Raw genomic sequence first — 24,060 nt, 5'->3', positions numbered from 1 at the left:
TCACTTGTGGTACGGTTCCCCCCGAATAATCCGAAAACTTCGATACACTTGCTCCACTAATATCAACCGCATTAACTGGTGTGGGAATGTCATATTCGAAAATGACAACTTTTCATCTGCACGATTTAGCACAGTATCACTAAGGCCAAGTGATCCCCCTATAATGAAGGCAATTTTGCTTTTGCCGTATGTGGCAAGTTTATCGAGATCAGCTGCCATTTGCTCAGATGTTTTCATTTTTCCGTTAATAGCGAGAGCGATGACGTACGTATCCTGTCCAATTTTTGAAAGGATTCTTTCTCCTTCTTTTTCTTTTACCTGAATCATTTCGGCATCGCTCAGGACTTCTGGCGCTTTTTCATCCGCTACTTCAATGACGTCCATTTTCGCATAAGCCGAAAGTCGTTTGACATACTCCTCAATTCCTTGTTTTAAGTACTTTTCCTTTAATTTACCGACTGTTATAATAGAGATATTCACAATACAATCCCACCTTACAAACAATTTACAAACATGTTATCCACAAAAGTTATCCACATATCAACACTGAATCTGTTTATATTTTACCATATCTTACACATGTGAATATCATACTTTCACTCTCTTCTTTTTCTGATAAAGAGTAAAAAGAATGAATTTTCAAATTTTTTAGATAATTTTATGTTTATTTAAGGCTTTTCTTTTGTTTCAATACTATTAAAAGTCATTGTCGCATAATAAAAAATTCCCGTTATCAACATGTTGATAACGGGAATTTTCTGACTTTATCCACATACCCACAGAATCCATCCACATTTTGTACCCGTATATTAGTTTCCTACCACATATACGGCTTGATTTTCGCAAAACTCACATGAAAGCACTTCTTCTACTTTTTCTATTTTAGGCGCTGTTTCATACTCATCAACAGCAATATCCAAGGCTAGCTCGGCATGTTCTAAACAGCAATACATCTTTTTTCCCCCATTAAAAATCACTTTCTGCTACTAATTTTAACTCAGTCTGCTGTTGTTTTCCATCACGATAGTATGTGATCATGATACTGTCGCCTGCTTTTTTATGGTTATACATATATTTACGCAAGGCAATAACATCTTGAATTGGTTTACCGTCTAATTTGGTAATCACATCGTATTCACGCAGTCCTGCTTCTGCTGCAGGGGATTTAGTGAGCACTTGCTCAATGATGACACCTTCTGTTACCATTTCAGGAAGTTTAAGTGTTTGCCGCTGATGATATGCTGGCAATTCACTAACGTTTTGAAGCGTGATCCCCATAGCAGGGCGCTTCACTTCTCCAAATGATTCAAGGTCTTCAATGATTGGAAGTACTGCATCAATTGGGATGGATAGTCCAATCCCTTCAACGGCATTTTCAGCAATTTTCATTGAGTTGATACCGATCACCTGCCCAGCAATGTTCACAAGAGCACCACCGCTGTTACCCGGGTTGATTGCCGCATCTGTTTGCAATACTTCTGCCTGCCAGTCGCTCACCATGTCACCGTTTAAATCAACAGGTACAGCACGTTCAAGTCCCGAAACGACACCTTGCGTAACAGAACCGGAAAATTCAAGACCAAGTGGATTACCGATTGCGATAACCGGTTCACCAATTTTCAATGCTTCCGAGTTGCCAAATTCAGCTACCTTATCAACATTTTTATCACTGATTGATAGGACAGCAAGATCTGTCCATACATCGCTACCAATAAGTTTTGCTGGTTCTTTCGTACCATCTGCAAGTGTTACTTCCAGCTGCTGCGAGCCTTCAACAACATGGTAGTTCGTAACTATAAATGCTTTATTTCCATCTTTTTTATAAATAACACCGCTTCCTGTACCTGCTTCCTGTGTCGTCGCTGCTGCTCCGAAAAAGTTCATCGTTTCTTGAATATTCGTAATGCCGACGACCGTATCTTTCGCTTTATCGACTGCTTTTGTCACATCTGTTGTCACATCAACTGAAACTTGCTCTGTGTGGCCAGAAGATTGATTTTCAACGACAGTTCGTTCATCGTTCTGGTAATCCGTTATGGATGGAAGGATTGCAATGACAAGTCCCACACCTACAACAACACCTGCCAATCCGGATAAAAAATAGCCACCTTTGCCACCACGCTTATTACGCCCCATGCGTCCTTCATCATAATAACCCATGTATTCCTCATCCTTTCCACCCTCTTATTGTCTCACCATTCACTTTATCTATTCTGAAAAAATTATACGCTTTTGACTAAAATAAGAGCAACTGATAAGGCGAAAAATCAGGTTCAATCCTATTTTGACCACTTACACGAGTTGTTGATCGTTTAGCCATATTTCTGACCGTTCAATCAAAAAATATCCCCAGCATACAAGCTAGGGATGTTTCGTTTAAATCGTAGCTAGCGGCGTTGACGTTTTGGGATCGGTATCAAATAAATGAAATTGCTCTCCAACACCGGCGTCTTTCATTTGCAACGTTTGCGTGACACTCATTTTTGCTAGTTCTTTCATATTATTATCTGTGCTCAAATGCGCCAAATAAATTCGTTTCGTATTCGGTCCAATAACCTCATTCATCGCGAGTGCAGCATCTTCATTTGATACGTGGCCGACATCACTTAAAATACGCTGTTTAATATTCCATGGATAGCGGCCCATACGCAGCATTCCGACATCGTGATTACTTTCGAACACATAGGCATCCGCATTTTCGATTAAACCTTTCATTCGGTCACTGACATAGCCTGTATCCGTAATCAACACAAGTTTTTTGCCACTGTGATGAAAAATATAAAACATTGGCTCAGCTGCATCATGTGATACACCAAACGACTGAATGTCGAGTGAGCCAAATGTTTTTACTGTTTCCATTTCGAATATAAACTTTTGACTGTCATCAATGGTACCCGTTAATCGGTCCATTGCTCTCCACGTCTTTTCATTGGCGTATACCGGCAATTTATATTTTCTAGCCAGCACACCAAGTCCTTTAATATGGTCACTATGTTCATGTGTAACAAGAATACCGGAAAGTTCCTCAATCTTCTTGCCAATCGATGAAAATAGTTCATCCATCTTCTTACCGCTCAGTCCTGCGTCCACAAGGAACGATTGACCGTCTGATTCCACAAAAATTGCGTTGCCAGTGCTTCCACTTGCAAGCACACTAAATTGCATCGTCATGTATGACCACTCCAGTTAAATTACGACTCTTTTTCCGTTTGATAAATAGACCCGTCAAACGCATTCACATAAATTTCTTCCGTTTTTTCATCTTTTTTCAGCTGAAAGTACCATGTCGGTGACAGCACCTGTGCTTCTGTTAGCCGTACGAAGGTATAGTAGCCCAGTTCTGCATTGGCAATTTCACTATCCGGCTGAATACGACCATTTTTATACAAGGCATCAATCGCTTGGAAGGCTGTTAAAACGGCTTCCTCTTCACGATTTTCATCAATGTCTGACAGCATTGTCTGTGTATAGCTAATAATGTTGTCAGCATCATCCAACTGCACCTTTAAATAACCACTTATATTTTTAAACAGTTTTTTATCACCAAACTGCTGATAGAAAATCACTGTTTTTTCATCACGATTCCGCTTCCAATAGGAATAGCGGTCGCCTTGCAATACGTTGTTTTTTACGAAAGAGATAATTTTTTCGCGTGTTGCCCCATCCGTGTCATATGGCTTGTCCAGCTCACTTATAACTTCTGTTCCATTGTTAATTGTCATTTTCTGCTTCGTTAAAAAGAAAAACTCTTTTTCAGAAAATATTTTCGGTTTGGCCGTAATAATGGATAGCTCTTCAGCATCAACGGGCATTCTTTCGTATTCAATTCGATCGGACTGAAGCTTTTCTTCAATGGAAGTTTCCTTAATGACTTCAAAACGGCTCGCATCATATTTGTTAAAAAACATGACTGCTAAAAACAGATCGAGTACAAGGAACACAGCGATAAAAATTGTTTTTGTTTTATTCCAATCCATCGGCTGTCCCCCCTCCACCAGTCACAAGACGCCGCCACTTTCCATTATATTTATAGTACCAGGAAGGCTCAAACGCTAAAATTTTCGGTAATTCACGCTCAATGGTCATTTCATAACCAATTCGCATATCTGTCAAAAGAGACACATCAATTTCTTGGCTGAGCACTTTGCTAATGGCTTCTTCTCCACCTTCAAGCTCAATCGGCGGCTCTGTTTCCAGAAGCGGACTATCAAGCTGAATAATAAAAGAAGGACGGCTATATTGATAAATGCGTTCACGCCCCCATGTTTGAGATAATTCAGCCATCCCCTGCTCGTTAAATACTGGGTAATCATTTAAGAACAACCGGTAACTAATAGACGAGGAACCTGGGGTTGTGTTAAACAGCCGGTACTCATCCACCCAGCCATTATGGTCATTGACAAAGCTGATACTTTTATCAATAAGCTTATAAAGCGCTATTTTCTGACCGATTTCATTTTCCACTGCCAAATTCAAATACGTAATGACACCAGTACTGTGATTGACACTCATTAAACTGGAACCATCTGTGTACTCATCACTTCTCGAGCTTGATCCGCGTCTTACGTAACTTGGATCATTAAACAGGGCCTTTTTAAAGGTTTCACCCTCTATTTGTTCGGGCAAATATTGTTTCGTATACAATACCGGTGCTTCTTTTCTTACATATAAAAGTGACCCATTTCGAATTTGATGCGCGATGTATGGTTCAAGATGATTTGATGGTGCCAAATAGCGCCTTTTAAATTCTGCAAGTGATGTGGATTCAATTCGGCTTTTAAATACTAGCCGTTCCTGTACGGAAACGAAGTAAACAGACATACTGTTACTTTTCTCTTCCAATTGAACCACCATTCGGTCAAATACAGCACTCGGGACATCTGAATGATTAAAAGCTAATATATTTTTCATTGTATTAAACGGAATGGGCCCAGCAAAAAATAATTCAACATGAGAATCACCAGTCAACAGTTCATTAAATTCTTGCTCATTTAACAAATTAGAAATATTTTCTGGTTCATAAAACATCCATGAAGCCATTTCCTCCATGAACCATGTTAACTCTTCTTTTGCCTCCGTTCCATAATATTGACCCTGTAAATGGGTGACAATTTTAGTTGGCTTCAGCAGCGATGAAATTTTGCGCTGCTGGCCAATTTCCACTTCTGTTACAATTGTATCTGAGCTTTCCGTAATCGTTTCATAAGAAGGCTTGTAGTTCCAGATGCCCCATGTAAATGCCAGGCTTATGAGCACAAGCAGCGCGAGGGCAGCGGATTTGATTTTTTCATAATTCATACCCAATCATCCTCTTCGGAAAGATCTGCCGGCAATGTGAAGAATATCGTTGTTCCTGTTCCTTCCACGCTCTTTGCCCAAATATGACCGTCATGTGCACCAATCAGTTCTTTTGCAATCGCAAGACCAAGACCAGTTCCGCCCATTTTCCGCGAACGAGCCCGATCTACACGGTAAAAACGTTCAAAAATGCGCTCAAGGCTCTTTTTTGGAATACCCATCCCTTGATCACTGACGCTTATTTGAATCGTGTCACCATGCTCTTCCACTTTAAATGAAACAAGTCCGCCTTCTGGTGAATATTTCAGTGCATTCGAAATAATATTATCAATAACCTGTGTCAGCTTATCTTGGTCGATTGTGACATAAATCGGATAGCGCGGCAGTTTACGCCGGAATGTAACTTCCTGCGATTTCGTCATTTCAAAACGATCAATAATTTTATTGAAAAATTCGATAAAATCGGTATCTTTCTTCGTTAAATTGTATTCATGACTGTCGTACTTTGATAATTGCAACAAATCATTCACAAGCCGAATCATCCGCTCCGTCTCTGTCTGTGTCACATCAAGAAAATTCGGTGCAATGTCCGGATCTTGCCATGCCCCATCAGCAAGCGCTTCTAAGTAGCTGCGCATCGTCGTAAGCGGCGTCCGCAGTTCATGTGATACATTCGTCACGAATTCACGACGTTCTATTTCAATCTTTTCCTGTTCAGTAATGTCATGTAAAACGGTAATCAACCCATTAACGAAGCCCGTTTCTTTTTGAATAACCGAGAAATTTGCTCGTAAGATGTACGGGCGTTCATGCGTACTATAGTCAAGATTAACCGAATCCTGCTCATTTAATAAATCATCAAACGAATAGTCTTCCTCTAAATTTAGCAGAGACACTATTGGTTGTGAAATAATTGTTTCACGTGAAACATTCAGCATTTTCGATGCTGGTTCATTAATTAAAATAACACGGCCACGGCGGTCTGTCGCAATTACACCATCCGTCATATGTGATAAAACGGATGACAGCTTACGACGCTCACCTTCTGTTGTCGCTTGCGATTCCTGAAGCCGCTTCGTTAAATTATTAAATGTTACTGCAAGTTCACCAATTTCATCTTGACCATACACTTTTACTTTTCTTGAGAAGTTCCCCTTCCCCAGCGCAACCGCCTGACGCCTCATATCTGTAATTGGCCTTGTAATCGTTCTCGCCAGCGTAATGCCTAGTATCGCGGTAATAGCTAACGCCAAAATCGCCGCAGAAAACAAGATTTCATTAATATCATCTAGCTGGCTAAATACAGTTTCGATATCTCCAATTAAGTAAATGGCACCGATCACTTCACTATTTAATAAAATAGGAGACGTTAATACCCAAACACGGCGACCAGTCCGGTCGTCAATCAACATGCTATCTTCTGTCGTACTAGCAGACAGCGCCCGTTTTATGGATATTTCTGTCATACGCTGGCCGACCACACCTTGATTATTGGCATCAGATGTACCGATAATCCGGCTCCGTTCATCAACGATACGCACTTCCGTAATATCTGGAGCAGAAAAATCTTTTAAAATACGCCGAATATCCTGCTCAAGCGTATTCGATTCATCATTGCGCTCTTTCAACATTTCTTCACCCAAATTGTACTCCAATAGATCAATACGTTGTTGCAAAGAGGTTTTAAAATTTGTTACAAATTTTTCCTCGAGAGAGTTTACAAAATACACGCTAATCACTTGCATCGCAAATAAAATAAGCAGTACATATGTGAGCAAAAATTTCATTTGAATCGAACGAAAAAAACCTACTCGTTTCATCAACACTACTCCTGCTCAGGGTTGCGTAAGTAGTAGCCTACTCCTCTTCGCGTCACGATCCATGAAGGGTGGCTCGGGTTATCTTCAATCTTTTCTCGTAACCTGCGCACAGTAACATCCACTGTCCGAACATCCCCGTAGTAGTCATATCCCCAAACGGTTTGAAGCAAATGTTCACGCGTCATGACTTGTCCAATATGTTTAGCTAAATAATGGAGTAGTTCAAATTCACGATGCGTTAATTCAATCGTTTCGTCTCGTTTAGAAACAATGTATGCATCCGGATGAATGGTTAGCGCCCCGACCACAATTTCATTCGTTTCTGTCTGTTCTTCTTCTTGTACAGGCACCGCTTGATGTCGGCGCAAATTTGCTTTCACACGAGCAATGAGTTCACGCGTGGAAAACGGTTTTGTGACGTAATCATCCGCACCAAGTTCAAGACCGAGCACTTTATCAATCTCAGAATCTTTTGCTGTCAGCATAATAATTGGCATTTCATATTTTTTGCGTACTTCACGGCAAACTTCCATCCCGTCACGGCCCGGAAGCATAATATCTAGCAAAATGATATCCGGCTGCATTTCTTCTACCATCTCAACAGCCTGGTCTCCATCATATGCACACTGAACGTCGTATCCTTCTTTTTTTAAATTAAACTGCAAAATGTCTGCGATTGGTCTTTCATCATCTACAACCAATATTTTCTTTTGCATGATCTATGTCCCTCGCTTCTTTTTCGATACATTAAAGATGGCTTTAAATAATTCATTCTACCATATTTTCGCCTCTTTTACCTTTTTAACTTTACCATGAATAGTGTGATTGCGGCATCCCGTTTCTGTTCGGTAAACATTTCATAAAGTGGTACTTCACTTCACCTCTAGATCAATCACACTTTTACGGGTAGTTGTTCCTTATTTTTTCGAAGTCTTACAATACATTCTCACTTACTGCCCTTTAATATAAAAAAATAAAAAGCACCACGGGAGCGAAATCACCGCGATGCTTTTTTTGATGGCTCAGGACGGAATCGAACCGCCGACACAAGGATTTTCAGTCCTTTGCTCTACCAACTGAGCTACTGAGCCTATATAAAATACTTTCATAAACTAAAATTCATTTGTCCTTCGTCCCGTTCGCGCTGCGCCCGAAGCGGTACGCTGATGCAAGTTCAGGGAAGATTACTCTCCTTGCTCTACCGACTGAGCTACTGAGCCTAAATAATTAACGTTCTTTACGTTATCTGTTAAAAACATAGCGACCGTTAATCATGAAGGACAATTCACAGATATGGACGGCCGCTATTAAGACATAACATTAGGTTAAAGTAAAAATGGCGGTCCGGACGGGACTCGAACCCGCGACCTCCTGCGTGACAGGCAGGCATTCTAACCAACTGAACTACCGGACCAACAATATGTTTACTAGCAACTTTGCTAATATTACCACATGCCTAAAAGGCTGACAATACATTTCGAAAAAAATTGTCGAAAAATGCGAACAATCCGAAGATATATTGACAATTTTGCGACTATTTCCAAACATTACAATACAAATTTCGTCATGTCATACCCACACCCATGAACATTCGCATTTAAATACGACTAAATCTACTTAGATCATAAACAACAGGCACTAAATACAGCACATTTTAAAAAACCGCTTCCACAAAGGAAACGGTTTTCATCATGATTAGCCCCAGACACTTCTTACAACGTTCGTTTGATTACGGTCCGGTCCAACAGAGAATACAGAAAGCGGAATACCTGTCAGCTGTGAAACGCGCTCAATATAATGACGTGCGTTTTCAGGAAGCTCATTCAAGTTTTTCACCCCTGTAATGTCTTCTGTCCAGCCCGGGAGTTCTTCATATACGGGCTCACACTCTGCAAGTGTACGCAGATTCGCCGGATATTCGGTAATCAATTCGCCTTTGTAGCGGTAAGCTGTACAAATTTTCAATTTTTCGATGCCTGTCAATACGTCGATGGAATTAAGAGACAAATCTGTTAAACCACTGACGCGGCGTGCATGACGGACAACAACGCTGTCGAACCAGCCAACACGGCGCGGACGGCCTGTTGTCGTCCCATACTCACGGCCAACTTCACGGATACGATCACCGATTTCATTGTTCAATTCAGTTGGGAATGGTCCGTCGCCAACACGTGTTGTGTACGCTTTTGATACACCGACCACATGTGTGATTTTACTAGGTCCAACACCAGAACCGATTGTTACACCCCCAGCAACTGGGTTTGATGACGTAACAAATGGATATGTTCCTTGATCAATATCAAGCATGACCCCTTGTGCACCTTCAAATAATACACGTCGGCCTTCATCAAGCGCATCGTTCAACACAACAGATGTGTCACAGACAAGATCTTTAATTTGCTGACCATACTCGTAATATTCATCAAGAATATCTTCTACTTTAAATCCTTCTGTTTCATAAAAACGTTCTAGAAGACGATTTTTTTCTGCAACGTTATGTGCTAATTTTTCTTCAAATGTTTCCCGGTCTAAAAGATCAGCCATACGGATACCCATGCGTGCTGCTTTATCCATATAAGCAGGGCCGATTCCTTTTTTCGTCGTACCAATTTTATTGTCGCCTTTGCGTTCTTCTTCTACTTCATCGATTTTCAAATGATAAGGCAAAATCACATGTGCACGGTTTGAAATGCGAAGATTATCCGTTGATACACCGTGCCCATGCAAATAGGCAAGCTCTTTTACAAGCGCTTTTGGATCAACTACCATACCGTTTCCGATTACACAAATTTTATCCGAATAAAAAATGCCGGACGGGATTAAATGAAGCTTGTATGTAACACCGTTGAATTTAATTGTATGGCCTGCATTGTTTCCCCCTTGATAACGGGCAACCACTTCTGCATTTTCAGAAAGAAAATCTGTAACTTTCCCTTTTCCTTCATCGCCCCACTGTGTTCCTACTACTACTACTGATGACATTTTTTGCACCTCCAAAGGTTCATGAAAAACGTTTTCTCAAACACAGTTATTTTACCAGTAAAATACACTATCCGTCAAACAGAAAATACGAACAATTTAATGATTTATTGATTATTCATTCGCCTTTATGCCCCTGGAGGTGTGGACATATCATCAAAACGCCGCTCAATATTCACGAATTTATTGTATTCTTTCACAAATGCAAGCTCGACTGTACCAGTCGGGCCATTCCGCTGTTTCGCAATAATAATCTCAATCATATTTTTATTTTCTGATTCTTTGTCATAATAATCATCACGGTACAAGAAGGCAACAATATCCGCATCCTGTTCAATAGAACCAGACTCTCTTATATCAGACATCATTGGACGCTTATCTTGCCGCTGCTCTACACCACGCGATAATTGAGAGAGCGCAATAACGGGCACTTCAAGTTCACGGGCAAGCCCTTTTAATGACCGAGAAATTTCCGACACTTCCTGCTGACGATTATCGCCCGAGCGGCCATTCCCTTGAATGAGCTGCAAATAATCAATTAAAATCATACCTAAACCCTGTTCCTGTTTCAAACGACGGCATTTTGACCGAATCTCACCGATGCGTATCCCTGGCGTATCATCAATATAAATACCTGAATTAGACAAGCTGCCCATTGCCATCGTTAATTTTCGCCAGTCTTCATCTGTTAAAGCACCGGTCCTTAAGTTTTGAGCATTAATATTGCCCTCCGCACATAGCATCCGCATCACCAGCTGTTCTGCACCCATTTCCAGACTAAAAATCGCGACTTTTTCATCTGTATTCGTTGCAACATTTTGGGCAATATTCAGTGCAAAAGCCGTTTTACCTACTGATGGACGGGCAGCAACGATAATTAAATCATTGCGCTGAAAGCCGGCTGTCATGCGATCAAGTTCGGCAAACCCAGTTGGTATACCCGTCACATCGCCTTTTCGGTTATGAAGAAGCTCAATATTATCGTACGTACGGACGAGTACATCTTTAATATTATGGAATGCACCGGCGTTTTTTCGCTGTGCTACTTCCATAATGCTTTTTTCCGCTTCGCTGAGCAAATCTTCTACTTCGTCTTCCCTGTTGTATCCGTCCTGTGCAATCGTTGTTGCTGTGCGAATTAAGCGGCGCAAGAGAGACTTTTCTTCGACAATGCGGGCATAGTATTCAATGTTAGTTGCTGTCGGTACAGAAGCTGCCAGTTCACTTAGATAGGCAATGCCTCCGACATCCTCTATCTGCTTTGCGGCTGCCAAATCTTCCGTCACCGTCACAACATCTACTGCTTTTCCGTGATCACCCAGTTTTAACATCGTTAAATAAATTTGCTGATGGGCATTCCGGTAAAAATCTTCCGGAATTAAAATTTCAGATGCGACTGTTAACGTAGATGGCTCAAGAAAGATCGCGCCTAGTACTGCCTGTTCTGCTTCAATGTTTTGCGGCGGAATGCGGTCCGTCAATAAATCGCTCATTTTCAATCTCCTTACACAAAAAATGTGACCAGATAAATCCGATCACATTTTTTATTTGTTTACTTGTCCTCTGATACATGAACTTTCAAGACAGCTGTTACTTCATTATGTAATTTAACGGAAACATTCGTATAACCAAGACTGCGAATGCCATCTGGTAAATCCATTTTACGCTTATCTACTTTAATATTATGCGTCTTATTCAACTCATCTGCTACCTGCTTCGCTGTAACAGAACCAAAAATACGGCCTCCTTCGCCTATTTTTGCATGTAATTCAATCGTTAATTTTTCAACCGTTTCTTTTAGCTTTTTCGCTGCTTCCAATTCTGCTGCTGCAATTGCCTGTTCTTTTTTCTTTTGTGCATCAAGTGTATTCTGATTACCGGATGTTGCTTCTACGGCAAATCCATTTTTAATTAAAAAGTTATGTGCATAGCCGTCCGCTACGTTTCTCACTTCACCTTTTTTCCCTTTACCTTTTACATCTTTTAAAAAAATAACTTTCATTCTTCATTTCCCCCTTCTGTCAATTCATCAATAACTCGCCATAATTTCATTTCAACCTCTTCAATAGATGCATCTTTCACCTGTGTTGCCGCATTCGTCAAATGGCCCCCGCCATTCATTTGTTCCATAACAACCTGTACATTTACATCACCAAGCGAACGGGCACTTATCCCGATCATCTCTTCTCCCCTTCTCGCAATGACGAACGACGCCTGCACACCGTTCATTGTAAGGAGCGTATCGGCTGCTTGAGCAATCAATACTGAATCATATATATAACCGTCTTCTCCTTTTGCAATAGCTAGACCATCTTTGTAAAAATAAACGGTTTCGATAAGCTGGCCGCGCTGAATATACGTATCAATATCTTCTTTCAAAAACTTCTGAACGAGTATCGTATCCGCTCCATGTGTACGCAAATACGCAGCTGCATCGAACGTCCGGGCACCTGTCCGTAGTGAAAAGCTTTTCGTATCGACAATAATCCCTGCCAGAAGCGCTGTCGCTTCAAGCGATATTATTTTTTTCGCTTTCGGTTGGTATTCAAGTAATTCCGTTACAAGTTCTGCCGTCGAAGATGCATAAGGCTCCATGTAAACGAGAATTGGATTTTTAATAAATTCTTCTCCGCGCCGATGATGATCGATCACGATCACCCGCTCAGCTTTTGTCAATAGTCTGTCTTCAATGACTAAAGACGGCTTATGCGTATCAACGACAACGAGCAGTGTTTTATTCGTTGCAATTTCGAGCGCTTCTTCTGGTGTAATGAAGCGTGAATAAAGCTCGGGATTTTGTTCTTTTAATTCTTGCATTAGTCTCTTCACTGCTGTATCAATTTGCGAAAAATCAATGACAATATATCCTTCACGATCATTTAGTTCAGCTACATGACGAATGCCCATTGATGCCCCGATCGCATCCATATCGGGATACTTGTGCCCCATCACAATAACTTTATCGCTATCTACAACAATATCACGAAGCGCGTGGGAAATAACTCGTGCTCTGACACGTGTCCGCTTTTCTGTCGGATTTGTTTTCCCACCATAAAACTTGACTTTCCCGTCGTCTTGCTTAATCGCAGCCTGATCACCACCGCGACCAAGTGCCAAATCCAGACTGGACTGAGCGATGTCACCAAGTTCGGGTAATGGAACAAATCCTTGCCCTACTCCAATGCTTAGAGTAAGCGGTGCATGGTACTTCGCTGTTTCTTCCCGAATTTCATCTAATATCGAAAACTTTGTTTCCTCAAGCGTTTTTAAAATACGCTCATTCAATACAGCAAAAAAACGATCGGATGAAATACGCTTTAAATACATTCCATGATCTTTTGCCCAATTATTTAGCATAGATGTCACTACACTGTTTAATCTGCTTCGTGTCTGATCGTCCATTCCTTGCGTTAAATCATCATAGTTATCAAGAAAAATGATGCTAAGCACTGTTTTTTCTTCTTCAAATCGCTGTGCTGTTTTTTCCTGTTTCGTTACATCAAAAAAGTAAAGAAGACGCTCTTCTGGTTTAATGATGACCCGAAATAATTTATCATGGAGCGATATAACAGTTTCCTTTTCTCCTTTAATAACCGCAGGCATGGGCTCGGCTACTTCATAGAGTGATTCACCAACAAGTGTTTCTTCTTTAAAGTACGAAGTCAAAAAAGGATTTGCCCACTCGACTTTATATTCTCTATTGTACAAAAGAATCCCGATTGGCAGCTTCTGAAGCGTTTCGTCACCCACCTTTTGCAGTCGGTACGTAAGCGTCGTCACATATTGCTCCACTTCCGCATGCAATCTTTTTTCCGCTAGATACAAAAACAGGAGAAGCGTAATCGTCACCGTGATCATCACAATGCCCACAACGTGATGATAGGTTAGCAGCCATATAGAAGCCGTGGTTAAGACCAGCGCGATAACGATCAACAGCCATTGAACAATTCGTCTGTTATAATACGAAAGCATAGCTTCAGCTCCTAATTGTAGAACTCCATTATATGTAACATAATGGAGTCGATTTTAAAAAGCATGTTACAGCTTTTTCTGCATTCGCTGTCTCAAATCAAACCCTAAGTCAATTATACCTAATAATCGGATAAGATAAAGGACCGGAATGACAGGAATTGATAAAATTGCAATAATAATTGGAATTGCTTTCGACCATTTTTTACTGTGCGCAAAAAAGAACACGAATGATAAACCTTGTATGTATAGACAACCTTGTAAAATAAACATGATGTTTACGTATACGGCATACCACATTGTTCCTTCTTCTGGATTGGCGATTAGTGCGCTAATCATGAATAACAGGTAATACCATAAAATCGAGTTTGGCAAGCGCACTGTGTGAAATGAATGGACTGGCTTTGTTTGAATGCCAAGTCTTTTCGCAATTGGATAGTTGATCATCATTAATATAAATACCATGCCAAATGATGTCGCGATCAACAAGGCAGGTAAGATCGCATCAATATAACTCATTGCTATATCCACTTGCTCTCTCATCTGATCCATGTCTCCTGAACCAAGTAATGGGCCAGCTTCATTGATCGTCGTCTCAAAAATAGCACGAAATTCATCCAAAAATGTAAAGTCAAACAACCAGACCGTGATGACATATTGAGCGATAACATTCAATAGAAATGTTAGGCTCCCTGCCATATAGATGATCCAGTTATCCGTTTTTCTCCGCACCATCGTTCCCATTACAATACCGGTTGTTCCATACAACAACGCTGCTGGCATCATAAATGGACCGCCTATTAAAAATGTAATGGCTACTGCTCCAACAAGCAGCATAAAAGCCGGTGCGATCTTGTATTTTGCACTGTAAATAAAAAAAGGCAGCATCAAAAACAAGACACCGATTATTGACAAAATTGGCACGTACACCGAAACAAGGAGCAGCACTGTAAAAAGTGCCAACATAAGCGCTCCTTCTGTTATCATTTTCGTTCTTTCCACTTTAACACTCCGTTCATACACCGTTAAATCCAACAATCTCCTTCTTCATTCTACATGCCTTTCTCCACCCATTCAACTTTAAATACAAAACAGTCCAAACAAATGATCGGACTGTTTCCATAAACACCTATATGCGGAATTGACGAATTGCCTTAATCAATTCTTCATTTAATGAAGCAAGCTGTTCAGATGCCAACGCAACACTTTCTATAACTGAAAGCTGGTTTTTCGTCTGATCCTGTACTTCTTCGCATGAAGCAGCGGAAGAGTGCGCTTCCTCCGCCAAATGACCAACCGTTTGCACAACAACATCTTTTTCATTATTAGCTGTATGAATGTGACTCGCAATTTCGACAATTGCAGCATCCATTTTATTCATCAAATCTCCTTGATCTGTAAATACAATTTCTGTTTCGCGTACAGCTTCTGTTTGTATCATAATATGATCGCCAGCCTGGCTCATCGTATCAATCACATGTTCAGATCCAGTTTGAACAGCCGCAATTTTTTGATGAATTTCGCCGGCTGCTTTATTTGACTGTTCTGCCAGCTTTCTCACTTCCTGCGCCACCACTGCAAATCCTCTGCCATGGTTACCTGCATGAGCCGCTTCAATCGATGCATTTAACGCAAGCAAATTCGTTTGTGCTGAAATATCTTCAATCACATGAACGATGCTTTCAATGCGGATAATGTCTTCTGCCAGCGTTCGAATAGCAGTCATCGCTGCCTCCATCCATCCCGTTGATGTATCCATTGCTGATGCAACTGCCGCCATATGAGCCGATCCTTTTTCCGTTGCTCCAGCAGCCTGCTCAGCAAGCTTCGACATTGCTGACGCCTCTTCTGAAATAGAACTGATTAAGTGGCCCAGTTCCATTGAACGATCCGCTGCTTTCTTAGATCCGCTTGCTGACCGTTCTGTACCGTCCGTTAATTCTTCAAGCGTGGAGAAAACCATCGTACCTGATTGATTAATTTCCTGCACCGCTATATTCAATTGATGAATAGATTCACGTACATTCGCGGCAGCATCATCTGTTATGCCGACAATGCCACGCATTTTTTGCACCATATTATTAAAATTCCTTCCAAGTGCTGCCACTTCATCTTTTCCTGACATATGAACGTGCGTCTGTAAGTCTCCATCCGCTACTTGCTGAACAGATTCGTTAAGCTTTTGAATCGGCTTTGTCACTTTGGAAGACAAAATCGATACGACAATAATAACTAAAAAAAGAATAGAAAACGCTGTAATAGCGAGAATTTTTTTCATTTCATTTGAGACACCAAATAAGTTCTCTTTTTCATATACAGCACCGATTTTCCATCCTGTTTTGCCAACTGTATCATATACGATAAGCCCTTTTTCTGTATCAATGACACCCCTTGCGTCTCCGTTGATCACAGAAGCCATTATGGGATCTTTCGTAACGTCCTGTCCTTTTTCCGTCGGATGAATAATCGCTTTTCCTTCATTTGATAAAATAATAGGATAACCATCATAGCCGATATTCAACTCATTCAACCGATTCGTCATGCTCGTTAAATTAATATCTGATCCAATAACACCAAGAACATCCTCACCACTCATGATTGCTTTTGATACAGTGATCACATAGTCTCCTGTTTTGCTTTCATATGGCTCGCTCCATACTGGGTGTTTTGATGTTATGGCTTGTGTGTACCATGCTTCTTTCACTGGGTTATATTCAGCTGACAAAGCTGTTGCCGGCGTCATTTTAAATACGCCATTCTCAGAAGCATAATAAACACTCAACACATCTTTATATATTTCTGTGTATCGGTTGAAAACCGTTTGAATTTGTCTTTCAGCATTATTGTTCAGCTCGTTGGAAGAACGATATGTATAAGCATATTGGACAACTTGATCTGATTCTGATAATAATTGAATACTTTCGTCATATTTCCCCAAAAAAACGGCTGCTGAATTGTTCAGTTCCTTCACAAAACCTTGTGTCTGACCTATCGTATCTTCAAATATTTTTTTCTCTACTTGCCAGCTTGTAAAAAGAATAATAAAGGCAAACGCACACATTAATAAAATGGCAATCGGCACTATAAATTTCATTCGAATTGATTTCATTTATTGATCTACACCCTTCTTCCTAACCCCGCCTTTCATTATAGTGTTATATACCTATTATATTGTTAAGCCTTTGTAAATTTTATATTAAAAAAATATATATTAAAAGTTGTTATCTACTTTTTTATATACGTTATAACTTAGATTATTCTACAATTCCAGCCTGCCAAACCTACTTAAAGAGATGCATCGTAGTCTGCATTCTCCACTGACTACGATGCATCTCTTTAATATGTTTTTGATTTCCGTTCTGGAATCACTCAATAAAAAAAGCACAATGCTGAAAATTCAACATTGTGCCTGTTTCAATTCTTATCTTTCTTCTCCAACGAATGGAAGAAGTGCTACTTGCCGCGAGCGTTTAATTGCAATTGTTAAACGGCGTTGGTATTTAGCACTTGTTCCTGTAACGCGACGTGGAAGAATCTTTCCACGTTCAGATACGAACTTTTTAAGCAAATCAACATCTTTATAGTCGATATGTGTAATACCGTTAGATGTGAAATAACAAACCTTTTTACGCTTACGTCCACCTCTGCGTCCTCCTGCCATGTGTTTCCCCTCCTCTTTTATTAATTAGAATGGAAGATCATCATCTGAAATGTCGATTGGCTGACCATCATTCGCAAACGGATCTTCATTCATTTTGGAATAACCGGAATTGTTATTGCTGCGTTGTTGATTCTGCTGTTGCTGGCCAAACGGGAAATCCTGATTGTTATTCCGCTGTTCGCCACCGTAAGAGCCACTACCCTGCTGCTGTTGAGGAGCATCTGAATAGCTTCCTCCTCCACCGCCGCCTGATGAACGTGGTTCAAGAAATTGGACACTATCAGCCTGAACTTCTGTCACGTAAACGCGCTTTCCATCCTGACCCTCATAATTGCGCGTCTGGATACGTCCTTCCACACCGGCAAGGCTTCCTTTTTTCAAGAAGTTTGCCACGTTTTCAGCTGGACGGCGCCAGATAACACAGTTAATGAAATCCGCTTCTCTGTCCCCCTGTTGATTCGTATACGTACGGTTAACCGCAAGCGTAAACGTCGCAACTGCTGCTCCTGCTGGTGTGTAGCGAAGTTCTGGATCTTTCGTTAAACGACCGACTAAAACCACCCGGTTTATCATCAGAATCAACTCCTTTTCTTTTGAAATGTTTCACGTGAAACATGTTGAAAAAGATGTGTATTTATTACGTTATGATTATTTTTCTTCTTCTTTAACAACGATATGACGGATAATGTCATCACTGATTTTCGCAAGACGGTCAAACTCTTCAACTGCTGCTGCATTTTCAGCTTTAGCATGAATAAGTTGGTAGAAGCCTTCACGGAAATCATTGATTTCGTATGCTAAACGGCGTTTACCCCAATCTTTTGAATCGATGATCTCCGCACCATTAGAAGTAAGGATACCATCAAAACGCTCAACTAGCGCTTTTTTCGCTTCATCTTCAATGTTTGGGCGGATAATGTACATGAATTCGTACTTTCTCATCTTCGTTCACCTCCTCGTGGACTATGCGGCCCTTTGATTCCCAAAGAGCAAGGAGTAAGTTTTCATTACTCACAAGTTGAAATTATAACACAAAATTCTCAACAACGCAATATTATCTAACAATTGATTTTATGAGAAGTTATTCATGGCATCAGTTTATACGGGGCACCATCATAAATAGAAAAGCAACAAGCAAGACCATATAACTTATACCTTTCACACCTCATACCTTCCTTACAAAAAAAGTCTGCCTCAAAATTAAATTTCGAGACAGACACCTTCTTTTATACATTAAAGCGGAAATGAACAACGTCTCCGTCTTTCATCACATACTCTTTTCCTTCAAGACGCACTTTTCCCGCTTCCTTAGCTGCTGTCATTGAACCATTTGACACAAGATCTTCATAAGAAACGGTTTCAGCACGAATGAATCCACGTTCGAAGTCGGTATGGATAATACCTGCACATTGGGGCGCTTTCATACCGTGGCGAAACGTCCATGCTCTTACTTCCTGCACACCTGCTGTAAAATATGTAGCAAGACCTAGCAAGGAATACGCCGCTTTAATTAATTGATCAAGACCTGATTGCTCAATGCCAAGTTCCTCTAAAAACATTGCTTTTTCATCTTCATCTAGCTCTGCAATTTCTTCTTCCACTTTTGCACAGATAACGATGAGTTCAGATCCTTCATTTTCTGCATAGTTCCGTACCCTTTGTACATACTCGTTGCCAGATGGGTCTGCAATTTCTTCTTCACTTACATTTGCTACATACAGCATTGGCTTCGACGTAAGTAAATGTAGTTGTTTTACAATTTTTTGCTGATCGTCTGTGAATTCAATAGAGCGGGCAGGCTTGTCCGCTTCAAGTGCCTCTTTTATGATCACGAGCACGTCATGTTCTGCTACTGCATCTTTGTCTTTTTGCTTTGCCAGTTTTACTACACGCGCTAGACGTTTGTCCACAGATTCAAGGTCAGCAAGAATTAATTCAAGGTTAATGACTTCGATGTCGTCAATTGGATCAACCTTTCCAGATACGTGTGTAATATTTTCATCATCAAAACAACGGACAACCTGACAGATTGCATCGACTTCCCGAATGTGAGACAAAAATTTATTGCCAAGGCCTTCTCCTTTACTGGCTCCTTTTACGATGCCCGCAATATCAGTAAATTCAAAGGCAGTCGGGACCGTCTTTTTCGGCGTTACCATTTCTGTCAATTTCGCGAGGCGCTCATCCGGTACTTCTACAATGCCGACGTTCGGGTCAATTGTACAGAACGGATAGTTCGCCGATTCTGCTCCTGCTTTTGTAATCGCGTTAAATAAAGTTGATTTACCAACATTTGGAAGACCAACAATTCCTGCTGTTAATGCCATATTATTCACTCCTTATTTTCTTAAATGGATTAAATACCCATATTCACAACAACTTGCTAAACGCCTTCGTAACCCGCTTCCTACGGGCCTACGAACGAAATTATATTTTCAACCTTTCCCTATTATATGGACTGAGGGGGAAAAAGGCAATTTCACAAAAAAAGAGCGGCTCATTCGCCGCTGCTCTGTTCGAGTACTTTTTTCATTTTTTTTGCAAATTCACGACGCGGTAGCATGACACTATGGCCGCAGCCTTCACATTTAATGCGGATATCCATGCCGAGACGGATAATTTTCCACCGGTTCGTACCGCACGGATGGGGTTTTTTCATTTCAACAACATTGTTTAATTCAAATTGCTTCTCTTCCATCAAGCTGTCCCCCCGCTTTTCGACTTCTTCTGATCCATTTCCGGTTCGTCTGTTTTTGAATACATGACCATACGCGGATACGGAATTTCAATACCGTGATCATCTAAGCATAATTTTATATCTTTCCGAATCATACGGGCAACATAATAATGATTCATCGGCGTTGTTTCCGCTGTAATCCGGAGTGTTACGTCTGATGCAGCAAGCATTTGAATGCCTAACAGTTTCGGTGTTGAAACGATCTCTGTATATTTCGCTTGAAGCGTTTCAAGAAGTTCACCAATAACCTGTTCAGCTTCCGCGATGTTTTCTTCATAAGCAATGCTCACATCAACAACGGCTACACTGTTGTGAAGCGAAAAATTCGTCACTTCAACGATACTTCCATTCGGTAAAATATGTAATTCACCCGTCCAGTTTTTAATTTTCGTTGTGCGGAGTCCGATTTCTTCAACCGTTCCTTCAAACTGGCCAATGCGAACAAAATCACCGACGGAAAACTGATCTTCAAAAATAATAAAAAATCCGGTGATGATGTCACGGACCAAGTTCTGTGCACCAAAACCAATCGCTAAACCAAGCACACCAGCACCAGCAATTAATCCTTTCACATCAAACGATAAAATAGCCAGTACATTAACAAGCGCAATAAAATAGACTACGTATGCTAATACATTTTCAGTCAATTTCAAAAGTGTATTTTCGCGTCGTTCTGAGAAGGTAAGCGGCGCTTTCGAACGTATCACGAAAAAGTTACGGACCGCAAGTTTGCCAACTTTCACAATAACCATGGCAGCGAGAATCGTTAACGCAATTTTAATCGTTCCTTCACCAAACGCAAGCCATGTCTCTTCATTCGTAAATTTAGCCCATAATTTTTCGAGGGCACGCTGGTATGTCGATAATGATGATTCTTCCAAAACAAGCCCTCCTGTTCTGCTTCTTAATTTGTCACTATTTTAACAGGATCAGGCGCTTATTTACAGCTATGCGCCTGATCTTAAATGTGTCTGTTTTTCGTACATGAGGGCAAAGACAAGACACTCTATTCCTCTTGGTTCAATATTTCTAATATACGGTTTAAATCATCGATAGACATATATTCAATTTCAATTTTTCCCTTTTCACCACTTTTTGACTGATGGATTTGCACCCGTGTACCAAAACGTGCGCGCAGGGCTTCTTCCCGGTCAATGATAAATAGATCTTTCTTCACCGTTTTTGTTTCACGTGAAACATTTTCGTTTAGTTGGCGAATCCAGTTCTCCATTTGGCGCACCGTCCAGCCTTCATATAGCGCTTTTTGTGCTATTTCATTTTGCTGATCCTTTTGTTTCACACCTAGAAGTGCGCGGGCATGTCCCATCGAAAGCTTTCCTTCAGCAATATAAACTTGAATTTCAGCTGGCAATCCAAGCAAACGGACATAGTTCGCAATGTGAGGACGGCTTTTCCCGATCCTTGCAGCAAGCTCCGCCTGTGTAAAATTTAATTTATCGATAAGCATTTGATAAGCCACTGCTTCTTCCATGACCGTTAAATCTTCACGTTGCAAGTTTTCAATAAGTGCGAGTTCCATCATTTGCTCTTCCGTCAATTCCTTCACAATAGCCGGTACTTCTGCTAAGCCAGCAGCTTTTGCAGCACGGTACCGACGCTCACCGGCGACAATTTCATAGCCTTTAATACTTTTTCGAAGTATGATCGGTTGCATGATACCATGTGATTGAATGGACTGCTTTAGTTCTTCAATTGCTTCTTCATTGAAAAACTTCCTTGGCTGATGCGGATTCGGGCGGATGTCTTTAACAGAAATATCTTGAACGTTATTATCATTGTCCGTTCCTAAATCTTTAAAAAGCGCATCCAAACCTTTTCCAAGTCCTTTAGCCATGTACTGCCACCTCTTTCGCGAAATCAAGATACACTTCTGCACCGCGTGAACGGACATCGTAAAGCATAACTGGCTTTCCATGACTTGGGGCTTCACTTAAGCGCACATTGCGTGGAATGACAGTTTGATATACTTTATCCTGAAAATACTTTTTCACTTCTTCGACAACTTGAATGCTCAAATTTGTCCGTGCATCAAACATCGTGAGCAGTACACCTTCAATATATAAATCCTTGTTTAAATGCTTTTGAACAAGACTCACAGTGTTTAACAACTGGTTTAATCCTTCAAGTGCGTAATATTCACATTGAACAGGTATTAAGACCGAATCGGCTGCCGTTAATGCGTTTATAGTTAATAATCCTAGCGATGGGGGGCAGTCGATTAATATGTAATCAAAGCTGTCGCGAAGGGGTTCAATCGCTTTTTTAAGTCGCTTTTCACGTGTACGGGCAGAAACGAGTTCAATTTCTGCCCCGGCTAACGAAATCGTGGCAGGAACGGAGTACATCCCTTCTGCTGTTGTCGGCTTTATGACATCTACCAGTTCTACATCGTCGATAAGTACATCATAAATACACTGTTCAACAAGGGTTTTTTCAATACCAACACCACTCGTCGCATTGCCTTGGGGATCGATATCAAGAAGCAATACTTTCTTGTTCAATGAGGCGAGAGAAGCCCCTAGATTAACGGATGTTGTTGTTTTACCTACACCGCCTTTTTGATTAGCGATTGCAATTACTTTTCCCAATGGAATTCACCTTCTTTCATCTGTCGGTGTTATCTATTTCTTATTCTAACAAAACGACTACCATTTTGCCTTTTTTCCATAAGAAAAAAGCCGTTTTTTGACTAGATGATTAGCAAAAAAAGGCTTTTTATTCGCCATTATCTCGGTTTTTTCGGTATTTGAATCGTAATCCGATAAAATTCATCGCTTTCCTCTTCCGACTGCTCTACATTAATACCGCTCTGCTGGACGAGCGAGAGCGACTGCCGGATCGTATTGACCGCAATACGAATATCACGGCTGACCGATTTTTTACGCGGCTTCGGCTGTTCTTTTTCGATTATTTTCAAAACACGGTCTTCTGTTTGCTTCACATTCAACTGTTTTGCTTGTATGATTTGCAGCAAATCACTTTGTATCTGTGGTTGTTTGAGTGGTAGTAAAGCGCGTGCATGCCGTTCTGTAATCTGTCTCTCAGCAACTGCCTGCTGTACATCTTCCGGCAGCTTTAACAGACGAAGCTTATTCGCAATAAACGACTGACTTTTTCCGACCACAGCTGCAAGTGATTGCTGCGTCATCTCGCTTAAATCGAGCAGTTTTTTATAAGCAATTGCTTCTTCAATTGGCGATAAATCTTCACGTTGCACATTTTCAATTAAAGCTGCAGACGCTGTTTGTTCATCTGTAAACGAACGTATGATGACTGGAACAGCAGAATGTCCGAGACTCATTGCCGCTCTATATCTTCTTTCACCTGCAATAATTTCATAGCGGTCTTCTTCTAGCTGACGAACGACAATCGGCTGAATAATACCATGTACGGCAATCGTTGACGCAAGCTCATGAATTTTCTCTTCTTGAAAGACAACACGCGGCTGAAACCGATTTGGTTCGATCGACTCCACAGCAAGTTCCCTCACCTCATCTGCTGGCACTATTTCTACAGCAGACAACGACTCACTTTTCTCTCCGAATATACGGGAAAAAGAACGCTTCATGACTACA

The 24,060-nt window shown here is 40.8% G+C and carries 23 protein-coding genes and 2 tRNA genes; all 25 read right to left on the bottom strand.

What is annotated here, in order from left to right; all coding sequences use genetic code 11:
• Window positions 1–480 carry a 23S rRNA (pseudouridine(1915)-N(3))-methyltransferase RlmH gene (gene rlmH, locus BLL40_RS03740; RefSeq protein ID WP_073710588.1) on the bottom strand — a complete coding sequence of 160 codons (480 nt, stop codon included), beginning with the start codon at window positions 478–480 and terminating at the stop codon, window positions 1–3.
• Between the two features lie 329 nt (window positions 481–809).
• A complete protein-coding gene (locus tag BLL40_RS03735; RefSeq protein WP_073710587.1) occupies window positions 810–953 on the bottom strand; it encodes a CxxH/CxxC protein in 144 nt (47 codons plus the stop codon).
• A gap of 13 nt (window positions 954–966) precedes the next feature.
• On the bottom strand, window positions 967–2,160 hold the full coding sequence (locus tag BLL40_RS03730) for a S1C family serine protease (RefSeq protein ID WP_073710586.1): 1,194 nt from the start codon (window positions 2,158–2,160) through the stop codon (window positions 967–969).
• A gap of 216 nt (window positions 2,161–2,376) precedes the next feature.
• A complete protein-coding gene (locus BLL40_RS03725) occupies window positions 2,377–3,171 on the bottom strand; it encodes an MBL fold metallo-hydrolase (RefSeq protein ID WP_073710585.1) in 795 nt (264 codons plus the stop codon).
• Window positions 3,172–3,191: 20 nt separating this feature from the next.
• Window positions 3,192–3,977: a two-component system regulatory protein YycI gene (locus BLL40_RS03720; RefSeq protein WP_073710584.1), complete on the bottom strand. Its 786-nt coding sequence runs from the start codon at window positions 3,975–3,977 to the stop codon at window positions 3,192–3,194.
• Window positions 3,964–5,298 carry a YycH family regulatory protein gene (locus BLL40_RS03715; protein WP_073710583.1) on the bottom strand — a complete coding sequence of 445 codons (1,335 nt, stop codon included), beginning with the start codon at window positions 5,296–5,298 and terminating at the stop codon, window positions 3,964–3,966. Before BLL40_RS03715 ends, BLL40_RS03720 begins: the two co-directional genes overlap by 14 nt.
• Complete coding sequence (gene walK / locus BLL40_RS03710; protein ID WP_073710582.1) at window positions 5,295–7,118, bottom strand: cell wall metabolism sensor histidine kinase WalK; 1,824 nt, start codon at window positions 7,116–7,118, stop codon at window positions 5,295–5,297. The genes BLL40_RS03715 and walK overlap by 4 nt, the downstream gene beginning before the upstream one ends.
• 5 nt (window positions 7,119–7,123) lie before the next feature.
• A complete protein-coding gene (yycF, locus tag BLL40_RS03705) occupies window positions 7,124–7,834 on the bottom strand; it encodes a response regulator YycF (protein ID WP_073710581.1) in 711 nt (236 codons plus the stop codon).
• A 302-nt stretch (window positions 7,835–8,136) separates the two neighbouring features.
• Window positions 8,137–8,209: transfer RNA gene (locus BLL40_RS03700), tRNA-Phe, on the bottom strand.
• 246 nt (window positions 8,210–8,455) lie between these two features.
• Window positions 8,456–8,532: transfer RNA gene (locus BLL40_RS03695), tRNA-Asp, on the bottom strand.
• Window positions 8,533–8,813: 281 nt separating this feature from the next.
• Entirely contained in the window at window positions 8,814–10,100 is a 1,287-nt protein-coding gene (locus BLL40_RS03690) for an adenylosuccinate synthase (protein ID WP_073710580.1), read from the bottom strand.
• Between the two features lie 125 nt (window positions 10,101–10,225).
• Entirely contained in the window at window positions 10,226–11,590 is a 1,365-nt protein-coding gene (dnaB, locus tag BLL40_RS03685) for a replicative DNA helicase (protein ID WP_073710579.1), read from the bottom strand.
• A gap of 59 nt (window positions 11,591–11,649) precedes the next feature.
• Complete coding sequence (rplI, locus tag BLL40_RS03680) at window positions 11,650–12,099, bottom strand: 50S ribosomal protein L9 (RefSeq protein WP_073710578.1); 450 nt, start codon at window positions 12,097–12,099, stop codon at window positions 11,650–11,652.
• Window positions 12,096–14,069, bottom strand: a complete 1,974-nt coding sequence (locus BLL40_RS03675; RefSeq protein WP_073710577.1) for a DHH family phosphoesterase — start codon at window positions 14,067–14,069, stop codon at window positions 12,096–12,098. The genes rplI and BLL40_RS03675 overlap by 4 nt, the downstream gene beginning before the upstream one ends.
• Before the next feature lie 66 nt (window positions 14,070–14,135).
• Window positions 14,136–15,068: a YybS family protein gene (locus BLL40_RS03670; protein WP_159434187.1), complete on the bottom strand. Its 933-nt coding sequence runs from the start codon at window positions 15,066–15,068 to the stop codon at window positions 14,136–14,138.
• A gap of 127 nt (window positions 15,069–15,195) precedes the next feature.
• On the bottom strand, window positions 15,196–17,175 hold the full coding sequence (locus BLL40_RS03665) for a methyl-accepting chemotaxis protein (RefSeq protein WP_073710576.1): 1,980 nt from the start codon (window positions 17,173–17,175) through the stop codon (window positions 15,196–15,198).
• Between the two features lie 312 nt (window positions 17,176–17,487).
• The gene (gene rpsR / locus BLL40_RS03660; RefSeq protein ID WP_018395039.1) at window positions 17,488–17,727 is read right to left on the bottom strand and encodes a 30S ribosomal protein S18; all 240 of its coding nucleotides are present in this window, start codon (window positions 17,725–17,727) and stop codon (window positions 17,488–17,490) included.
• A 24-nt stretch (window positions 17,728–17,751) separates the two neighbouring features.
• On the bottom strand, window positions 17,752–18,300 hold the full coding sequence (gene ssb / locus BLL40_RS03655; protein ID WP_073710575.1) for a single-stranded DNA-binding protein: 549 nt from the start codon (window positions 18,298–18,300) through the stop codon (window positions 17,752–17,754).
• 75 nt (window positions 18,301–18,375) lie between these two features.
• Window positions 18,376–18,669: a 30S ribosomal protein S6 gene (gene rpsF / locus BLL40_RS03650; protein ID WP_018395041.1), complete on the bottom strand. Its 294-nt coding sequence runs from the start codon at window positions 18,667–18,669 to the stop codon at window positions 18,376–18,378.
• A gap of 284 nt (window positions 18,670–18,953) precedes the next feature.
• Window positions 18,954–20,054 (bottom strand): redox-regulated ATPase YchF, encoded by a 1,101-nt coding sequence (gene ychF / locus BLL40_RS03645; RefSeq protein WP_073710574.1) that lies wholly within the window; start codon window positions 20,052–20,054, stop codon window positions 18,954–18,956.
• Between the two features lie 170 nt (window positions 20,055–20,224).
• Complete coding sequence (locus tag BLL40_RS03640) at window positions 20,225–20,425, bottom strand: DUF951 domain-containing protein (RefSeq protein ID WP_073710573.1); 201 nt, start codon at window positions 20,423–20,425, stop codon at window positions 20,225–20,227.
• A complete protein-coding gene (locus BLL40_RS03635; RefSeq protein ID WP_073710572.1) occupies window positions 20,425–21,345 on the bottom strand; it encodes a mechanosensitive ion channel family protein in 921 nt (306 codons plus the stop codon). The genes BLL40_RS03640 and BLL40_RS03635 overlap by 1 nt, the downstream gene beginning before the upstream one ends.
• A 125-nt stretch (window positions 21,346–21,470) precedes the next feature.
• On the bottom strand, window positions 21,471–22,319 hold the full coding sequence (locus BLL40_RS03630) for a ParB/RepB/Spo0J family partition protein (RefSeq protein ID WP_073710571.1): 849 nt from the start codon (window positions 22,317–22,319) through the stop codon (window positions 21,471–21,473).
• Entirely contained in the window at window positions 22,312–23,073 is a 762-nt protein-coding gene (locus tag BLL40_RS03625) for a ParA family protein (RefSeq protein WP_073710570.1), read from the bottom strand. Before BLL40_RS03625 ends, BLL40_RS03630 begins: the two co-directional genes overlap by 8 nt.
• Before the next feature lie 137 nt (window positions 23,074–23,210).
• Window positions 23,211–24,053, bottom strand: coding sequence for a nucleoid occlusion protein (noc, locus tag BLL40_RS03620; protein ID WP_073710569.1), 843 nt, complete (start codon window positions 24,051–24,053; stop codon window positions 23,211–23,213).
• Window positions 24,054–24,060: the final 7 nt, after the last annotated feature.

This window comes from Domibacillus mangrovi (assembly GCF_001906925.1).
GTDB classification, from domain to species: domain Bacteria; phylum Bacillota; class Bacilli; order Bacillales; family Domibacillaceae; genus Domibacillus; species Domibacillus mangrovi.
The sequence above is the reverse complement of the archived record's forward strand: the minus strand, read 5'-3'. Positions and strand labels throughout refer to the sequence as shown.